Source organism: Pseudomonas sp. M5 (assembly GCF_016907075.1).
GTDB lineage: Bacteria > Pseudomonadota > Gammaproteobacteria > Pseudomonadales > Pseudomonadaceae > Aquipseudomonas > Aquipseudomonas putida_E.
In genome coordinates, this window is the sequence record NZ_JAFBBH010000001.1 from 3,890,888 (window position 1) to 3,907,167 (window position 16,280).

General features: G+C 61.7%; 15 protein-coding genes and 1 tRNA gene. 11 read left to right on the top strand and 5 right to left on the bottom strand.

Annotation, left to right across the window (positions count from 1 at the left end; translation table 11 throughout):
• Positions 1–22 precede the first annotated feature (22 nt).
• The 3 genes from JOE27_RS17750 to JOE27_RS17760 all read left to right on the top strand — a co-directional run bounded on the left by JOE27_RS17750 (position 23) and on the right by JOE27_RS17760 (position 1,494).
• Positions 23–481: a YbaK/EbsC family protein gene (locus JOE27_RS17750; protein ID WP_039601719.1), complete on the top strand. Its 459-nt coding sequence runs from the start codon at positions 23–25 to the stop codon at positions 479–481.
• Positions 482–542: 61 nt separating this feature from the next.
• Positions 543–785: a DUF2789 domain-containing protein gene (locus tag JOE27_RS17755; RefSeq protein WP_012312217.1), complete on the top strand. Its 243-nt coding sequence runs from the start codon at positions 543–545 to the stop codon at positions 783–785.
• A gap of 70 nt (positions 786–855) precedes the next feature.
• Positions 856–1,494, top strand: coding sequence for an NADH:ubiquinone oxidoreductase subunit N (locus JOE27_RS17760; RefSeq protein ID WP_115273320.1), 639 nt, complete (start codon positions 856–858; stop codon positions 1,492–1,494).
• 6 nt (positions 1,495–1,500) lie between these two features.
• On the opposite strand, the gene JOE27_RS17765 is transcribed toward JOE27_RS17760, so the two are convergent.
• Entirely contained in the window at positions 1,501–1,938 is a 438-nt protein-coding gene (locus JOE27_RS17765) for a CBS domain-containing protein (RefSeq protein ID WP_012312219.1), read from the bottom strand.
• Between the two features lie 254 nt (positions 1,939–2,192).
• On the opposite strand from JOE27_RS17765, the gene JOE27_RS17770 reads away from it, so the two are divergent.
• From JOE27_RS17770 to JOE27_RS17780, 3 genes are read left to right on the top strand one after another with little or no spacing between them, the layout of a single operon-like run.
• Positions 2,193–3,731 carry an OmpA family protein gene (locus JOE27_RS17770; RefSeq protein WP_115273321.1) on the top strand — a complete coding sequence of 513 codons (1,539 nt, stop codon included), beginning with the start codon at positions 2,193–2,195 and terminating at the stop codon, positions 3,729–3,731.
• Positions 3,732–3,751: 20 nt separating this feature from the next.
• Positions 3,752–5,359: a hypothetical protein gene (locus tag JOE27_RS17775; RefSeq protein WP_115273322.1), complete on the top strand. Its 1,608-nt coding sequence runs from the start codon at positions 3,752–3,754 to the stop codon at positions 5,357–5,359.
• Positions 5,356–6,189 carry a hypothetical protein gene (locus JOE27_RS17780; RefSeq protein WP_204919360.1) on the top strand — a complete coding sequence of 278 codons (834 nt, stop codon included), beginning with the start codon at positions 5,356–5,358 and terminating at the stop codon, positions 6,187–6,189. The genes JOE27_RS17775 and JOE27_RS17780 overlap by 4 nt, the downstream gene beginning before the upstream one ends.
• Positions 6,190–6,263: 74 nt before the next feature.
• On the opposite strand, the gene JOE27_RS17785 is transcribed toward JOE27_RS17780, so the two are convergent.
• Positions 6,264–6,340 (bottom strand) — tRNA-Arg (locus JOE27_RS17785).
• Positions 6,331–6,693 carry a hypothetical protein gene (locus tag JOE27_RS17790; RefSeq protein ID WP_125923602.1) on the bottom strand — a complete coding sequence of 121 codons (363 nt, stop codon included), beginning with the start codon at positions 6,691–6,693 and terminating at the stop codon, positions 6,331–6,333. The genes JOE27_RS17785 and JOE27_RS17790 overlap by 10 nt, the downstream gene beginning before the upstream one ends.
• Before the next feature lie 126 nt (positions 6,694–6,819).
• Here JOE27_RS17790 and JOE27_RS17795 point away from each other — a divergent pair, with 126 nt between their 5' ends.
• Complete coding sequence (locus JOE27_RS17795; protein ID WP_046786973.1) at positions 6,820–7,290, top strand: Lrp/AsnC family transcriptional regulator; 471 nt, start codon at positions 6,820–6,822, stop codon at positions 7,288–7,290.
• Between the two features lie 103 nt (positions 7,291–7,393).
• On the opposite strand, the gene JOE27_RS17800 is transcribed toward JOE27_RS17795, so the two are convergent.
• Positions 7,394–8,770 carry a CYTH domain-containing protein gene (locus tag JOE27_RS17800; RefSeq protein ID WP_046786974.1) on the bottom strand — a complete coding sequence of 459 codons (1,377 nt, stop codon included), beginning with the start codon at positions 8,768–8,770 and terminating at the stop codon, positions 7,394–7,396.
• A 114-nt stretch (positions 8,771–8,884) separates the two neighbouring features.
• Here JOE27_RS17800 and argE point away from each other — a divergent pair, with 114 nt between their 5' ends.
• On the top strand, positions 8,885–10,027 hold the full coding sequence (gene argE, locus JOE27_RS17805) for an acetylornithine deacetylase (protein ID WP_115273325.1): 1,143 nt from the start codon (positions 8,885–8,887) through the stop codon (positions 10,025–10,027).
• 125 nt (positions 10,028–10,152) lie between these two features.
• Positions 10,153–11,451 (top strand): amino-acid N-acetyltransferase, encoded by a 1,299-nt coding sequence (argA, locus tag JOE27_RS17810; protein ID WP_204919362.1) that lies wholly within the window; start codon positions 10,153–10,155, stop codon positions 11,449–11,451.
• A 63-nt stretch (positions 11,452–11,514) separates the two neighbouring features.
• Here the strand turns inward: argA and JOE27_RS17815 are convergent, their stop codons facing one another.
• Positions 11,515–12,891, bottom strand: coding sequence for a glutamine synthetase family protein (locus JOE27_RS17815; protein WP_012312226.1), 1,377 nt, complete (start codon positions 12,889–12,891; stop codon positions 11,515–11,517).
• A 574-nt stretch (positions 12,892–13,465) separates the two neighbouring features.
• Between JOE27_RS17815 and JOE27_RS17820 the strand changes: the two genes are divergently transcribed.
• On the top strand, positions 13,466–14,824 hold the full coding sequence (locus JOE27_RS17820) for a glutamine synthetase family protein (RefSeq protein ID WP_012312227.1): 1,359 nt from the start codon (positions 13,466–13,468) through the stop codon (positions 14,822–14,824).
• A 49-nt stretch (positions 14,825–14,873) separates the two neighbouring features.
• A complete protein-coding gene (locus JOE27_RS17825; protein WP_204919365.1) occupies positions 14,874–16,235 on the top strand; it encodes an aspartate aminotransferase family protein in 1,362 nt (453 codons plus the stop codon).
• The last annotated feature ends 45 nt before the right edge of the window (positions 16,236–16,280 follow it).

A 16,280-nucleotide genomic window follows, 5' to 3' on the forward strand; every position in this document is an offset into this window, starting at 1 on the left:
GGGGCGAAACCGGAGGTGCATCATGCGAATGGCCAAGACCCTGCAGCAGCGCCTGGACCAGGCCAACTGCGACTACGACATCATTCCCCATCCCCACTCGGCGACCAGCCTGGAATCGGCGCGTACGGCTGGTGTGCCGGCCGAGCGGGTTGCCAAGTCGGTCATGCTCGACGACCGCCATGGCAACTACATCATGGCGGTGCTGCCTGCCAATCGGCACCTGGACATGAGCAAGGTACGCATGTCTGGCGCCTGGCAACTGACCCGCGAAAGCGGCCTGCCGAGCTTGTTCGGTGACTGCGAGCGTGGCGCCATCCCGGCAATGGGTGACGCTTATCAGATAAAGATGCTGCTCGATTCGAGTCTTACCCGCCAGGGCGATGTCTACCTGGAGGCAGGTGACCACGATCACCTGATCCACATGAGCATGGAGCAGTACCTGAAACTGGTGCCGCAAGCCGAAGTACGCGAGCTGTGCTGATGTTCTCAAACCAATGCCGGGCTGGCGTCGTGGACGGCCCGCCCGGTACCCAGGAGGAAACATGGAAGCGCCTACCCACCACTTTTCCGAGCTGTTCAAGCAGTTGGGCTTGCCCGACGATCCTCAGAGCATCGATCAGTTCATCACCAGCCATTCACCGCTGAAAAACGAGATCAAGCTGGTGGATGCGCCGTTCTGGAGCGACTCCCAGCGCGCTTTTCTCAAGGAGAGCATCATTGAAGATTCCGATTGGGCAGTGCCCTTCGATCAACTCAACGAAGCGTTGCGCCGCCCCCGCAAATAAAGCGCCGAGCGGCACCTGACGAGTGATCGGCCGTTGCTATGCTCAGGAAAACAATAAGGGGATATGCGCGATGAAAGATCCCTACGCACCAGGTTTCTGGTGCACCGTGACCATCCTGGGCACCCTGACGGCCGGTTACTTCTACGGTATCCGCCATACACACCAGATGAGCCAGGCTGTGCAGTTTCTGTACGCTGCGGCGGCAGTCGCGGCGGCGGTCGCGCTGCTGGGCCTGACGTGGATCGCCTGGCAGCAACTGCACCTGAACAAGCGCGAGGTGATTCAGGGGCGAACATTGCTGACCATCTGGAACACCAAGGTAGCGCTACGCCGGGTAGAGACGGTTTTCGACCGGTATTTCTGGGGCAGCTATTGGCACTCGGGGCGCACCTTCGAGGAAGTGATGGGCGAGCTCAAGGGCACACCCCTGGAGCAAAGCCTGGATGCGCTCAAGCGCCAGTGCCGGGTGCTGGACCGCGAGATCCACGACCATCAGCATCACTGGCTGGCCAACGCCCGCGATCTCTCCAGTGTGGCCACTGCCATGGCACGCGAACGTTACCAGCTCGACCTGTGCGAGCCCTCGAGCAGTGGCCAAGGCAACACCGCAGTGCTCAATCGTGACCTTGAAGTGCTGGTTTACACCTGGTCGGCGCGCCTGCGCAGCTTCGACCATCAGTTGGACGAACTGGAGCGCGCCTACCATTGAGGGTGGTCATTCGCCGCGGATGTACTGCTCCAGCTGCAGGATCAGGCTGGCCTGTTCGGCGATGGTTTCCTTGACCAGGTCGCCGATCGACAGCAGCCCGAGCAGCTCGCCATTGCTGACCACTGGCAGGTGGCGCAGGTGGCGGTTGGTCATCAGGTTCATGCAGTACTCAAGATTCTGCTTGGGCTCCACCGTGACCACAGGCGCACTCATGATTTCCCGCACTGGCGTGGCCGCCGAAGAGCGCCCCTTGAGCACGAGCTTACGGGCATAGTCACGCTCGCTGACGATTCCCACTACCTGGTTGTTCTCCACGACCGGCAGCGCACCGACGTTTTTCTCCGCCAGCATTTTCAGGGCGTCGAGCACCGAGTCATCAGGGCCGATGGTGTAGACGGTCTGGTGCTGGGACTTGGTCTTGAGGATTTGTTCGACGTTCTTCATACAGGCCTCTGCGGGTGGAAAAAACGAGCTCTTGGAGTAACTAAAGCATCCGGCACGGAGGCCTGCACGGCAATGCAGGAAACGGCATCGAGTCGATTGAAAAACGTCATGGCTGAAGTCGGTGCGTGGTGAGGCAGTGGTCAGGCTTGAGGTCGCAGGTGGGATGTCGAATCGGATGGGGCAATATTCACGATAATCTGTGACAATGCATGTCAAGTTGCCATCACTCAGTCTTCTTTCGGCAAGGAGCCGCAATGCACCGTGTGTTTCGCCTTACAGCGCTAAGCTGTGCCTTCATCACCGCTGCCGGGTGCAGCACTCAGCAGATGGACACTATTTCCAAGAAAGTCAAAGACATTGGCAGGGACTACGGCATGCCGGTGCTCTGTGGTGTCGGTGTGGTGGCCGGTGGAGCTGCCGGTTACGCCCTCAAAGGCAAGGACGGCATCTTGCCGGGTGCTGCCGTAGGCGGCGCGGTGGGTTGCGTCGTGGGTTATGTCTGGCAGTCCCGACTGCAGGAGCTGGATCGCATCGCCAAGGAAGAAAACCTGAAGATCACCACCGAGAAGCTGACCGTGGCCTCGGCCGCCGTGGTAACCGCTGTGCCCGAGCAGGCAGGGTTGGTGACCCAGATCGAAGACAGCGGCATGTTCGCCACCGGCTCTGACCAGTTGACCCCAAGCGGCCAGCGCGCCGTGGCCAAGCTGGCGCAGATGTATGCCAAGCCTGCCGCCACCGATAAGCAGGCCGCCGCCAAGGAGTCGCAGGATCGTCGCCTGCTGATCGTCGGCCACAGTGATGCTGTGGGTAACGCCGAGTTCAACCAGAAGCTGTCTGAGCGCCGCGCCAAGACCGTGGGCAAGGTCATGCTGCAGGCGGGCATTCCCGCCAATGCGATCTACTACCAGGGGGCCGGAGCCTCGCGACCGATTGCCGACAACAGTGACCCGCTGTTGCGTGGCCAGAACCGCCGAGTGGAAATCGTCGAGCTGGCCAACGAACAGGCCCTGGTGATGCGGGCCCAGGCAGAGGCGAGCAACACGCGCTACCTGCACTATGGCACCTCGACCGCAGCCAAACCCAAGGCTGCCGGCAGCGCTCGGGCCAGTAGCACGCCGGCACAGGCCAAGCCGACCGGGCGGGAGACCGCAATGCCCGGTACGGGCGTCGCCAGCACCCCTGGCCGCACCAACCCCACGAAAGCCGCTGCCCGGCCGCAAGTCGATTTCGCTGGCACGCCGGTGGCCAGCTACAACTGGACCATGGCCCAGAGCATCAAGCCCAAACAGAGCGGTTTCACCTTGATCAGCAGCGCTTATGCCGCGCAGATGCCGATGTCGAGCTGTGAGGCCGACAGGCCGCGCAACGCTGGCGAGGTCCTGAGCATGGTCAACGACCAGCCGCTGCAGCGGCGCGCTACCAAAGACTACCTGCCCGGTTATAACAACCGCGTCTGGGCCAATCTGGTCAATGGGCACCTGGTGACGGTGTCGCCGGTATCGATCCTGCGCGAGAACGCCAAGGTCGATCGCCAGCCGATCCTTCAGCTGGTCGAAGATTACAAGCTGCCCACGCAGCACAAGCCACGCACGATGAAAGCCGTGGCCAACACCTATGAAGGCGAAAGCGAAGTGCTGTACCGGGTCTTCGCCAGTGATGCCCAGGCATCGATTTCCTGCATGGATATCGTGTTCAGCAAGGGCAATGCCCAGGCCAGTCAAGGTGCCTTGTTCTATGCCGCCGGCGGTGATGCTTTCGTCGCTGCTTACAAGCCGATCCCGGCCACCAAATAACCCAGTCAAGGACGTCCTGAATGGAAGACTTTTCGCTAGCTGCACTCAAATCATTGATTCTCGCCAATCAGTTGTTCACCGCCGGCCTCCTTTCGCTGCTGGTTACTGCGCTGATCGTGCGTAAATACTGGGAGGAGGTGTCCTACTTTCTCATCCGTGTCTGGCACAGCCTCCCCCTGATCGGTACGGTGGCCCGGCTGTCGCGCAAGCGTTCCTCGGTCGACAGCGATGGCTGGATCAACCACGAAGTGACCTTGTCCAAGCCGTACTACGGCCAGTACAAGAAGTACATGAAGGGCGTCAACGCCTACAATGCCTCCCTTGACTACCTCGCCAAGGCCGGTGAGGCCGGGCGCTCGCCGCGCCCGGGTTGGGTGCTGGTGCTGGTGCTGATGCTGGTGCTGATCGAGGCCATGGGTTTTGCCTACGTCCTGGCGGGCTGGATGAACATGGATGCTTCTACCAATGACCGCCATTGGCTGACCGCCGGCACTGCGATCCTGCTCGCCGTCGCCTCGGCGTTCTTCGCCGAAGCCGCCGGCCATACGTTGCACCACAACAGCCTGATCGCCCGTGCACGCCACTGGTGGCAAGGTGAAGAGCCTACCAAGCGCTCGCGTTCGCTGAAGGCTGGCAAGGCGATCAACCTGGAAGACTCTTTCTCCGACGCGGACAAGCCGGACTACGAGCAACTGCTGGTACGGGTGAAGGACGTCAATTCCAACGTCTCGCGCAAGTTCGTCTGGCTGGTGGTCTGTGGTGTGTTCGTGGCGGCCATGGCCGTGGGGGCATTCGTCGTGCGCTCGGCGACCCTGGACAGCATCGAGACCGAGATGGTCAACGGTATGCGCGCAGAGTCCGCTGCGCAAAGCTCCAGTGCAGGTTCCCCGTTTGACCTGCCAGCAGAATCCCAGGCCATCAACGATGAGGCCGACAACGCCACCATCGATGACAAGATGCAAGCGATACGCCAGGCCAGCCTGACCACCTACATCATGCTGTCACTGATCTACATCGCTATTCAGGGCATCAGCATCTGGCTGGCCAGCCGTTACTACTTTGCCGGCACCCACTCGCCAACCGCCTGGCGCCTGACCCACGAGTACGCCACCGCCGAGGAAATGCTCGACGCGATGGATCAGAAGCGTCATGCCATTGCCAGCCACGCCGACGACAAGCTGCGCCGCCTGCAGACCTCGCTGTCTGGCCGCGACCACACCGACGCCGCTGTGCTGCACGCGCTGGAAGGTGAGAACACCGCACATCGCAACTTCCTCGCCTACGTCGAGTACAAGGCCGGCAAGGTCGCGCCCCAGGCAGTCAAGCCAAAACCTAGCGTTGAAGCCGCTGCGCCAGCGCCTGCCGCGCAACCTGTAGCCCCCGCCCCGGTTGCGCAGCAGGCTGCTGTATTCGAGCCTGTCGCAGTGCCCTTGGCCGAGCCTGCCGCCCCTGCCGAAATCAAGGCTTCGGACTTCCACGACATGACTGGCCTGCCTGAAGAGAACCTGGCTGCCGCCAGCCGTGCGCTGAATGTCAGCGAGGCACAACTGCGTGACATCCGCGAGCAACAGCAGGCGCTCAAGGCGCTTGGCCTGTTCCCTGCGAAAAAGGAGGGCATGCTGTCATGAGGCTTGCCAAGGCCCTGATCCTTGCGCTGGCGTTGCCTTGCGCAGCACTGGCTGCTGAGCGCAATGACCTGCAGAGCTGCTACACGCGCAATGGTCTGGCTGACATCAAGCCTGCAGCGTCCGGGCGCGAGCTGGTGGTGATCATCGATCAGACCATCCCGATGCCTGAAGACCTGCAGCGCAGCAGCTGGGGCCAGATCGACCGGTTCGTTCAGCCGGGCGATCGCGTCAGGCTCTATACATTCTCAGCGTTCTTGCCGGGGGAGTATCAGCGCCTGGTGTACGCCGGTGAGCTGGACATGCCGTTGCAGGGCGAGGTTCGCGACGACGTCAACATGCGCAAGCTGAGGGGCCTGGATCAGTGCCTGGCGACCCAGAAGAAAGCGTTCCAGGCCGGCTTCGGCGGGCTGTTCGTCAAAGGGCTGCGTGACGCTCGCCAGGATATCCCCAAGAGCGAAATCATGAACACCTTGCGCCGGGTTGGTGAGGACATGAGCAAAGAGCAGGGTGTCCAGGAGCGGGTGGTGTATCTGATTTCGGACATGCTCGAGCATTCGGACTACACCAGCTTCTATGCGGCAAACCAGATCAAGCAGCTCAATGTCAGTAATGAACTCAAGCTGGCACAGAGCAAAGGGCTGTATGCGGACCTGCAGGGTGCCAGGGTGTATGTTTCCGGTGCAGGCCTGGTTACCGATGCGGTGAAGCATGCCTACCGATCGGGCAAGACCATGGATGCGTTGAACGATTTCTGGGCGCAATACCTGAATGCGTCCAACGCGACCCTGGAAGGTTTCGGCACGCCGAGCCTGAGTACTGAACTTCGCTAAGCAGGGAGGGGCTGCAAACCAGCCCCGGTCCGCCAACGAAAAAGCCCCGGGCGCAGGCCCAGGGCTTTTTGATATGGCGCACTCGGCGGGATTCGAACCCACGACCCCTGCCTTCGGAGGGCAGTACTCTATCCAGCTGAGCTACGAGTGCAACGCGCACGCATGATACCCATCTGATTCGATTGCGTCCATCGCCTTGATCTTTGTCCATTTTTCCTGATCCAGGCGCACTTGCGCGACGCACACCAGATTGCGCAATTTTTGCGCAATCACCTCGGCCCGATGCCTGCTCAGCCCGCCGATACCTATTTCGATGTCCAGCAAGTCATCTTGCTGGCTGACTTGCACGCTGTGCGGCGTCAGAAACTGCAGGGCGAACAGGTTGAGTACCCGGCACAGGGTATCCGGCTCGGCTTCGGCTTGCAGGCGATAGCACACGTTGCTGTGGCTACTGCTGGCGGCCCAGACATCGGTTCGGGGCAGGGGGCGTTCGAATGGGTTCATGCTGGTCTCCGCAAAGGTGGGAGAAATTCTGGCAGGTTGATGCCGGCTTTTTTTCGCTATTATTTGATGAATCAGCCGTTCAGGCGAATTGGTTGATTCGAAAAATATAAGCTTGGGGAATTTTTAATGCAAAGCGATCTGGATGCGTATGACCGGCGGATTCTCGAGCTTCTTCAGGAGGATGCGTCACTGTCCAGCGCGCAGATTGCCGAGCGCGTAGGGCTGTCGCAGTCGCCGTGCTGGCGCCGTATTCAGCGGCTCAAGGAAGAGGGGGTCATCCGGGGGCAGGTCACCCTGCTCGATCGCAAGAAGGTCGGCCTGAACACGCAGATCTTTGCCGAGGTGAAACTGAACGCCCATGGTCGCTCCAACTTCACCGAGTTCACCGAGGCGATCCGGGGCTTTCCAGAGGTGCTGGAGTGTTATGTGCTGATGGGGTCAGTAGACTTCCTGTTGCGTATCGTCACGCAGGATATCGAGGCTTACGAGCGGTTCTTCTTCGAAAAGCTGTCGAACGTACCGGGGATTCAGGAGGTGAATTCCATTGTGGCGCTGTCGGAGATCAAGTCCACCACCAGCCTGCCGCTGATGCGCTGATGCTGTCGCCGGCAAGCCGGCCCCCACTGGGTTTGCGCTGAGCTTGAGAGCCGCGGGGTAACCTGTGGGGGCCGGCTTGCCGGCGATGATGCACAAGGGGATGTCAGGCCTTGAGCAGATGTTTCCAGCCACGGCTCTGATCAATCGCACGGGCTTGTTCCACGCGGGCCTCCAGCAGCTCGCCAGGCTCTTCGGCCAGTGGCAGTTCAGCCAGCTCATGCAGCTTTTTCAGATCGCCATACAAGCGGTCCATCTGCGGCGCCTCGAGTACCTGGCGCGCATGGTGCAGCCAGGCCAGCAACTGTTCGATGCGCGGCAGTTGTTCTGCCAGGTCTTCCGGGCGTTGAGTGTAAAGCGGTAGCTTCAGCGCACGGCCTTCTTCGCCCAGCAGGTGTGCCACCCAGCTGGCCAGTTGCGCCTTGCCCTGGCGTTCGCCACGGCCCTTGCGCTCTGCGGTCCAGGCGCGGGCCAGCAGCCAACGTGATGTTTCCAGGGAGAATTGGCCCCAGCGCACGTCCTCAAGCTCTTCGAGGAACTGCTCTGGCGCGGCGCGACGGATGTCTTCGTCGTCATTGCCGGCCTGTACCAGCGGGCGCCAGTCTTCCAGCAGCGCGTCCAGGCTGGCGCGCAGGTCACGCGTGCTGGCACGCGGCGCGGCCTGGCCAAGGCTTGCGACCAGTGCACGCAGTTCTGCCAGGCACTGCACCCAGTCCTGCAGCAGGCGCCAGTGGCCATTGTGGCGATATTGCTCGGCCAGGCGCTGGCTGCTGCCCAGCAGTTGCCAGGCGAGGGCAGCGAAGGCATCGTCGACCGGCATTTCGGCGTCCAGTTCGGTGCTTGGCAGGCCCAGCTCATAGCTGTCCGGCTCCAGCAGTCGGTAGCCGCGCTCGGCCTTGCTGATGTCGCACGGCATCAGGGGCAGGCTGGCGGCCAGCTCGGCGGCCAGCTCCAGCAGTGCCTCGGGGGCACCTTCGCGCAGTTCCAGCTCCAGCTCGCAGATCTCTTCCTTGCGCTTGCCGGCAATCACGAAGCCCTGGTCCAGCGCTGCCTCGATCACTACTTTGCTCTTGCCGCGGCCCCAGGCGATCTCAGCGAATTCGCGGGTGAAGTCGGTGGTGAACAGCGGTTTGATGGATTTTTTGTCAAGTTCGGCCAGTTGCTCAGGCCAGCAGGTGGCGTCGAGCTTTTTCAGGTCGAGTTTGACTTTGTCCAGGTGCCACTCGTATTCGTTGCGTTCGGACAGGCCGGCGACGCTTTGGCCACGGCACTTCAAGGTCTGGATGATCACCTCGCCGTCGCGGCGCAGGCGCAGCGCCACTCGGGCAGCAGAAAGGTCGCGCTCAGGGGTGTCGAAGTACTGGTTGAGCAGCTCGCGGGTCTGCCAGCCGGACTTGTTGCGCTTTTTCAGCAGAGGGTGCTCGCGCAGTGCGGCCAGGGTGTCGCGGCTGGCGCGGAGCTTGAGTTCGGTTTCTTTGTGCATCGCAGGCTCGAAGAGGGGCGTGATTGCCGTGCAGTCTACAGCAGTGTGCCGGCAACGGTTTATTCCTTACGGCGGATGGCCCTATGATGGGCAATGCTTCCGAGGAGTTCGCGCATGCCGTTGCCCACGCTGAAAGACCAGTTTGCCGCTTTGATCGCCGCGCCCTCGGTCAGCTGCACCCAACCTGCCCTGGACCAGTCCAACCGCCAGGTCATCGACCTGCTGGCAGGCTGGTTGGGCGACCTGGGGTTCAGTTGCGACATCCAGCAGGTCAGCCCAGGCAAGTTCAACCTGTTGGCCAGCCGTGGCACTGGCCCGGGCGGGCTTGTGCTGGCTGGCCACAGCGACACCGTGCCGTATGACGAGCAGTTGTGGACGAGCGACCCACTCAAGCTGACCGAGGCCGATGGCCGCTGGGTGGGCCTGGGCAGCTGCGACATGAAGGGTTTTTTCGCCTTGATCATCGAAGCGGTGATTCCGTTGCTGGAGCATGACTTCAAGCAGCCGCTGCTGATCCTCGCCACCTGCGACGAAGAAAGCTCGATGTCCGGTGCCCGCGCCCTGGCCGAAGCGGGTCAGCCGCTTGGCCGTGCGGCGGTCATCGGTGAGCCGACCGGCTTGCGCCCGGTCCGCATGCACAAGGGTATCCTCATGGACCGCATCGACATTCTCGGGCGCAGCGGCCATTCCTCTGACCCAAGCCTTGGCCGCAGCGCGCTGGAAGCCATGCACGCGGTGATGGGTGAGCTGATGGGCCTGCGCCGGCAATGGCAGGACACCTACCGCAACCCGCAATTCACCGTGCCCACGCCGACCATGAACTTTGGCTGCATCCACGGTGGCGACAACCCCAACCGTATCTGCGGCCAGTGTGCCCTGGAGTTCGACCTGCGCCCACTGCCAGGCATGGATGTAGAGCAGTTGCGTGCGGCCATCCGTGAGAAGCTTCGGCCGGTGGCCGAGCGCCATGAGGTGCGTATCGACTACGCGCCGCTGTTCCCCGAGGTGCCACCGTTCGAACAGGCGGCCGATGCCGAACTGGTGCAGGTGGCCGAGCGCTTGACCGGCCATCGCGCCGAAGCGGTGGCGTTCGGTACCGAAGCGCCTTATCTTCAGCAACTGGGTTGCCAGACCATCGTTCTTGGCCCTGGCGACATTGCCTGTGCCCACCAGCCGGGCGAATACCTGGAAATGTCACGAATCGAGCCTACCGTGCGTCTATTGCGTGACCTGATCCGGCACTATTGCCTGAATTAAACGTCCACCCTGCTGATTCGTCTTTGCCTAGAGGAGACCGCGCGTGACCGCAAGCCTGTTCCGACGATGATCCTGAACGCCGTGTGATCCAACGTTCTCCGTCCACTTTATCCACAGGCCCTGTCATGCCCGATTACGTCAACTGGCTGCGTCATGCCTCCCCGTACGTCAATGCTCATCGCGACTGCACCTTTGTGGTCATGCTCCCCGGCGATGGGGTGGAACACCCGAATTTCGGCAATATCGTCCATGACCTGGTGTTGCTGCACAGCCTGGGCGTGCGCCTGGTGCTGGTGCATGGTTCGCGCCCGCAGATCGAGAGCCGGCTGGCCGCCCGTGGCCTGACCCCGCACTATCACCACGGCCTGCGCATCACCGATGCCGCAACCCTGGACTGCGTGATCGACGCCGTGGGTGCCTTGCGCCTGGCCATCGAAGCGCGCCTGTCGATGGACATCGCCGCCTCGCCGATGCAGGGCTCACGCCTGCGCGTGGCCTGCGGCAACCTGGTGACTGCCCGCCCTATCGGCGTGCTCGAAGGGGTGGACTACCACCACACCGGTGAAGTACGGCGCATCGACCGCAAAGGCATCAGCCGCCTGCTTGACGAGCGCTCGATTGTGCTGCTTTCGCCGCTGGGCTATTCGCCGACCGGTGAGATCTTCAACCTGGCCTGCGAAGACGTGGCCACCCGCGCCGCCATCGAATTGGGTGCCGACAAGCTGTTGCTGTTCGGCGCCGAACCCGGGCTGCTGGATGAGAGCGGCAAGCTGGTGCGTGAGTTGCGCCCGCAGCAGGTTGCACCACACCTGGCGCGGCTGGGCAGTGATTACCAAGGCGAGTTGCTCGATGCCGCCGCCGAGGCCTGCAAGGGCGGCGTGGCGCGTAGCCACATCGTCAGCTATGCCGAGGACGGCGCACTGCTCACCGAGCTGTTCACCCGCGGCGGTGGCGGCACGCTGGTGTCGCAGGAGCAGTTCGAAGTGGTGCGCGAGGCGACCATCGAGGATGTGGGTGGTTTGCTGGAGCTGATCAGCCCGCTGGAAGAGCAGGGCATTCTGGTGCGACGCTCACGTGAAGTGCTGGAGCGTGAGATCGAGCAGTTCAGCGTGGTCGAGCGCGAGGGCATGATCATCGCGTGCGCGGCGCTGTATCCGATTGCCGATTCCCAGGCTGGTGAGCTGGCGTGCCTGGCAGTGAACCCGGAGTACCGCCATGGCGGGCGCGGTGATGAGCTGCTGGAGCGGATCGAGAGCCGGGCGCGGGCGTTGGGGTTGAATACCCTGTTCGTGCTTACCACCCGGACCGCGCACTGGTTCCGCGAGCGAGGCTTTGCCCCCAGTGGGGTAGAGCGGCTACCGTCGGCGCGAGCATCGCTGTACAACTACCAGCGCAATTCGAAAATTTTCGAAAAGTCTCTGTAGGCCAGGGAATCGAGTGCCCTGCCAACCCATGAAAAACGCCGCCCCAGAGGGCGGCGTTTTCATTTACACGGTATGCAGATACCAGTTGTACTCGAGGTCGGAGATCGAATGCTCGAACTCCTCCAGCTCGCTCTCCTTGCACGCGACGAAGATGTCGATGTACTTCGGATCGATGTACTTGTTCAGGATCTCGCTGTCGTCCAGCTCGCGCAGGGCATCGCGCAGGTTGTTCGGCAGGCTCTGCTCCAGCTGCTCGTACGAGTTGCCTTCGATCGGCTCACCCGGCTCGACCTTGTTGGTCAGGCCATGGTGCACACCAGCCAGTACGGCGGCCATCATCAGGTACGGGTTGGCGTCGGCGCCGGCCACGCGGTGTTCCAGGCGTACGGCGTCGGGCGAACCGGTCGGCACGCGCAGGGCCACGGTACGGTTGTCCAGGCCCCAGCTCGGCGCGTTCGGCACGTAGAACTGGGCGCCAAAGCGACGGTACGAGTTGACGTTCGGGCAAAGGAACGCCATCGACGCAGGCAGGGTCTCGAGCACACCGCCGACAGCATGACGTAGCGCGGCGTTCTGCTCGGGATCCTCGCTGGTGAAGATGTTGTTGCCATCCTTGTCCAGCACGGAAATGTGTACATGCAGGCCGTTGCCTGCCTGGCCCGGGTAGGGCTTGGCCATGAACGTGGTGTCCATTTCATGGTCGTAGGCGATGTTCTTGATCAGGCGCTTGAGCAGCACTGCATAATCACAGGCCTTGAGCGGGTCGGGGACGTGGTGCAGGTTGACTTCGAACTGTGCCGGGGCGCTTTCCTTGACGATGGCGTCGGCCGGAATGCCTTGTTCCTTGGCGCCTTCGAGGATGTCCTGCAGGCAATCGGCGTATTCGTCGAGGTCGTCGATCAGGTATACCTGGGTCGACTGCGGGCGCTTGCCCGAGATCGGCGAGCGTGGTGGCTGTGGGCGGCCGTTCACGTTCTCCTGGTCGATCAGGTAGAACTCCAGTTCGAACGCGGCGCAGATGGTCAGGCCCAGGTCGTCGAACTTGCTCACCACCTGACGCAACACTTCACGAGGGTCGGCGAAGAACGGCTCGCCTTCAAGCTCGTGCATGGTCATCAGCAACTGGGCGGTCGGGCGTTTCTGCCACGGCTCGTTGCAGAGCGTGTCCGGGATCGGATAGCAGATGCGGTCAGCATCGCCGATGTCCAGGCCAAGCCCGGTGCTTTCGACGGTGGACCCGTTGATATCGAGGGCGAAGAGGGAGGCCGGCAGGTTGATGCCTTTCTCGTAAACCTTGTGGAGGCTGGTGCGCTCTATGCGCTTGCCGCGCACCACACCATTCATATCTGCAATCAGAAGGTCAACGTAGAGAACCTCAGGATGTTCCTTAAGGAACGCGTTCGCTTCGTTAAGCTGAACGGCACGCGGGGGTACCGACATGATGCAACACCTTTGTTGTTAAAAATATCAATCAAGGGGGGCTTGCAGGACCAGTCAATCGAAAAGCCTTACTGATGTCAAGCCAACCCCATGATGCCCTGAAATGGCACATCGACGGCAGATTTGCTGCATATCGGGGCGTGCCATTATCCGCTATTTCCCTGACAAAGGGCTATCTCCGACAAGCCGTGTTTTATTTTTTACGGAGGTGTTGTGTAAAAAAATGAACAAGGCTAAGCTCGGTCTCAACCCAAAACACAATAATACGAGGGTCACATGGTCCGCTTGTCGCGACCTGAAAGCGCTGCCTGTGCAGTGCGCTCGGGTATCCCTGCCGTTCCGGCACGCATCAATTGCGCGGTGGTCGCACTGGCCGCAATAATTGACGCTTTGCGCTTCTGGACTACCCCTCGTAGCGCCGTTTCGCTTCCTTTCTTGTATTCCTGCCCTTCGAACTCATTACGGACACGCTTGTTTCCAGTGTATCCACTGTGCTCCTGCGTGGGGGTTTTTGCTTTAGCAACCCACTCCATCCAGAATCAATGCGCGGACCACATTACCTCCTGAGGTATCTATGAGTAACAACCTCGACCAGCTCACCGATTGGTTGAAAGAGCACAAGATCACCGAAGTCGAATGCCTGATCAGTGACCTGACTGGCATCACCCGCGGCAAGATCTCGCCGACCAACAAGTTCATCGCCGAGAAAGGCATGCGCCTGCCCGAGAGCGTGTTGCTGCAGACCGTGACCGGCGATTACGTCGATGACGACATCTATTACGAACTGCTCGACCCGGCCGACATCGACATGATCTGCCGGCCCGATGAAAACGCTGTGTTCCTCGTGCCGTGGGCCATCGAGCCTACCGCCCAGGTGATTCACGACACCTACGACAAGAAGGGCAACCCAGTCGAGCTGTCGCCGCGCAACGTACTGAAGAAAGTCCTGCAGCTTTACGCCGACAAGGGCTGGCAACCGATCGTCGCGCCAGAGATGGAGTTCTACCTGACCAAGCGCAGCGAGGACCCGGACTTCCCGCTGCAGCCGCCGGTAGGTCGTTCAGGCCGCCCGGAAACCGGCCGCCAGTCGTTCTCCATCGAAGCGGCCAACGAATTCGACCCGCTGTTCGAGGACGTCTACGACTGGTGCGAGCTGCAGCAACTGGACCTCGACACCCTGATTCACGAAGACGGCACGGCGCAGATGGAGATCAACTTCCGTCACGGCAACGCCCTGCACCTGGCCGACCAGATCCTGGTGTTCAAGCGCACCATGCGCGAAGCGGCGCTCAAGCACAATGTAGCCGCCACCTTCATGGCCAAGCCCATGACCGGCGAGCCGGGCAGCGCCATGCACCTGCACCAGAGCGTGGTCGATTCGGTCACCGGCAAGAACATCTTCAGCAATGAAGACGGCAGCATGAGCGAGCTGTTCCTGCACCACATCGGTGGCCTGCAGAAGTTCATCCCCGAGGCGCTGCCGCTGTTTGCCCCGAACGTCAACTCGTTCCGCCGCTTCCTGCCAGACACTTCGGCCCCGGTAAACGTCGAGTGGGGCGAGGAAAACCGCACCGTCGGCCTGCGCGTACCGGATGCCGGCCCACAGAACCGTCGCGTCGAGAACCGCCTGCCAGGCGCCGATGCCAACCCTTACCTGGCCATCGCTGCGAGCTTGCTGTGCGGCTACATCGGTATGGTCGAAGGTATTGCCGCCAGCGCGCCGGTGCAGGGGCGCGGCTACGAGCGGCGCAACCTGCGCCTGCCGCTGACCATCGAGGACGCCTTGGAACGCATGGAAGTCAGCCGCGCGCTGACCCAGTACCTGGGCAAGAAATTCATCACCGGCTACGTTGCCACCAAGCGCGCCGAGCATGAGAACTTCAAGCGCGTCATCAGCTCTTGGGAGCGTGAGTTCCTGCTGTTTGCTGTGTGATCAACCCCTGAGGCCGCCCGCCGGCGGCCTGTGGACCCTGGAGAAGCACATGAGCGTCAAAAACCCGCAAACCCGTGACTGGCAAACCCTGAGCGGCGAGCACCACCTTGCACCTTTCAGTGACTACAAGCAGCTGAAGGAAAAGGGGCCGCGCATTATCACCAAGGCGCAGGGTGTGCATTTGTGGGACAGCGAGGGGCACAAGATCCTCGACGGTATGGCCGGCCTGTGGTGCGTCGCGGTGGGTTATGGCCGTGAAGAGCTGGTGCAGGCTGCCGAAAAGCAGATGCGCGAACTGCCGTACTACAACCTGTTCTTCCAGACGGCCCACCCGCCTGCGCTGGAGCTGGCCAAGGCCATCACCGACGTGGCGCCCGAGGGCATGACCCATGTGTTCTTCACAGGCTCCGGCTCCGAAGGCAATGACACCGTGCTGCGCATGGTCCGCCACTACTGGGCGCTCAAGGGCAAGCCGCAGAAGCAGACCATCATCGGCCGCATCAACGGCTACCACGGCTCGACCGTCGCCGGTGCAAGCCTGGGCGGCATGAGCGGCATGCACGAACAGGGCGGTCTGCCGATCCCGGGCATCGTGCATATTCCGCAACCGTACTGGTTCGGTGAAGGCGGCGACATGAGCCCGGACGATTTCGGGGTGTGGGCGGCCGAGCAACTGGAGAAAAAGATTCTGGAAGTGGGCGAGGACAACGTCGCAGCTTTCATCGCCGAGCCGATCCAGGGCGCCGGCGGCGTGATCATCCCGCCAGAAACCTACTGGCCGAAGGTCAAGGAGATCCTCGCCAAGTACGACATCCTGTTCGTCGCTGACGAAGTGATCTGCGGTTTTGGCCGTACCGGCGAGTGGTTCGGCTCCGACTACTACGATCTCAAGCCCGACCTGATGACCATCGCCAAAGGCCTTACTTCCGGTTACATCCCCATGGGCGGTGTGATCGTGCGTGACAAGGTGGCCAAGGTGCTCAGCGAAGGCGGAGACTTCAACCACGGTTTCACCTATTCCGGCCACCCGGTGGCGGCTGCGGTAGGCCTGGAAAACCTGCGCATCCTGCGCGACGAGAAGATCATCGAGAAGGTCCGTACGGAAGTGGCACCCTACTTGCAAAAACGTCTGCGTGAGCTGCAGGACCACCCGCTGGTGGGCGAGGTACGCGGCCTGGGCCTGCTCGGCGCGATCGAGCTGGTCAAGGACAAGGCCTCCCGTAGCCGTTACGAAGGCAAGGGTGTGGGCATGGTCTGCCGCAATTTCTGCTTCGACAACGGCCTGATCATGCGCGCGGTGGGTGACACCATGATCATCGCTCCACCCTTGGTGATCAGCCATGCAGAGGTGGACGAGCTGGTGGAAAAGGCGCGCAAGTGCCTGGACCTGACCCTCGAAGCGATCCGTTGAGCGCCTGCTAGGCTAGCGATGTGACATTAAGTCGTTACAAGGGGA